This window comes from Microcystis sp. M53603_WE2 (assembly GCF_030065435.1).
Window position 1 is genome coordinate 1 of sequence record NZ_JASJFF010001358.1, and the last position, 1,394, is coordinate 1,394.

Annotated in this window: 2 protein-coding genes and 1 pseudogene; 2 read left to right on the plus strand and 1 reads right to left on the minus strand. The window is 35.5% G+C overall.

Features of this window, described 5'->3' with window-relative positions; genetic code table 11:
* The first annotated feature begins 163 nt into the window (after positions 1-163).
* Complete coding sequence (locus PX481_RS28550; RefSeq protein ID WP_002752205.1) at positions 164-427, plus strand: hypothetical protein; 264 nt, start codon at positions 164-166, stop codon at positions 425-427.
* A complete protein-coding gene (locus PX481_RS28555) occupies positions 424-861 on the plus strand; it encodes a putative toxin-antitoxin system toxin component, PIN family (protein WP_002761089.1) in 438 nt (145 codons plus the stop codon). Before PX481_RS28550 ends, PX481_RS28555 begins: the two co-directional genes overlap by 4 nt.
* 40 nt (positions 862-901) lie before the next feature.
* On the opposite strand, the pseudogene PX481_RS28560 reads toward PX481_RS28555, so the two are convergent.
* Positions 902-1,234: pseudogene (locus PX481_RS28560) on the minus strand (ATPase); the annotation flags it as partial.
* Between the last annotated feature and the right edge of the window lie 160 nt (positions 1,235-1,394).

Sequence of the window (1,394 nt, forward strand, 5' to 3'; positions counted from 1 at the left end):
ACTTCCCCTTAGACTTGGCTAGTGGTGAACAGGCTCCTGTAGCTCTGATTGCTCCTGCTATCAATGGTTAATTCCTAGTCTGAACGAAAAGGCACTCCCGCAAGGGGGTGCTTTTTTGTTGTTAGAATTATGATATAGCTCAATGTTAAGTGGAGTTAATTTTATGATATCCCCTCAAATTATTGAACTTGAACAAAAGTTACGAAATTTTTCGTTTGAAGATAAACAATGGTTATTAGAACAGTTACACAAGCATTTAGAAGTTTTAAAAGAAAATGTAAATAGAAAACAGGCCAAAGATTTGATTATGGAAACATTAAATGAGGTTCAAAATATGCCCGATAATTGTTATCATGAAGTTTGGCAAAAATTTGATGACGCTTGTGTGAGAATTTCAGGAAACTTAGAAGAATCTGATTTACTATGATGTTTGCTCAAGATTCACCTCTTGTTATTCTTGATACTTCGGTTTTTCTTTCAGCTTTGTTAAGTAAAAATCCTAACAGTGCGCCTTGTCAAATTATTCGTTATTGGCGAGAGGGTAGATTTAAGTTAGTTATTTCTCCTCAATTATTGGAGGAATTGGTTGAAAAACTATTACTGAAAAATATTGACAGAAATGATATTAAGGAGATTTTAACGGCTATTTTTTATACTGCTATCAAAATTCAAGGCATTTATCAAGCAACGCTACTCGATCAGGTTGATCCAAATGATAATATGTTTTTGGCAGCCGCTTACGAAATAGGTGCTGATTATCTAGTTTCTTTAGATAAAAAACACATTTTACCGCTAAAGCATTATCATCATACACAAATTTTATCGCCAAATTTATTCTTACAAGTTTTGCAAAATAGTTAAAGATAAAAATGCGATCGCATCTATTTGTAAAGAGATAATCCTAATCGTTAGGATTTCTTTTAAGATAAGATTTAAAGACAGGATTAATAGGAAAATAGGACGAGGTTTCTGATGGTAATTTATCCAGTAAACAGCGTCTCATTAATGACTGAATAGCTGCCCAAAATTGGGATTGAGAAAGGTCAAGATTACCAGTTTTGGGAAACTTTTCTACCGCTTCAGTTTGATTAGCTAACCAGTGCATCACATTTTTTTCTGTTGCGGATAAACGCTGTAAATGACATTCGATCGAGTCTTCTATATCTCCTAAATAAATTTCATTTTTCATTTGTTCTAAAAATAAGGATACTTCTCCATCAAATAGTTCAATAATGGCAACATCTCAAAAACCGATGAGAGGTAAGATGAAAGCCACGACAGCATCTCTGGCCTCTCAGCCTATCGCCTGTGGCTGTTAGGTAGTGTCTAGCTAGTGACCAACTTCCAGGCTGAGACTGTTCTGGGGAGCCGCCCGCGCTCTGATCAGAGCCGGC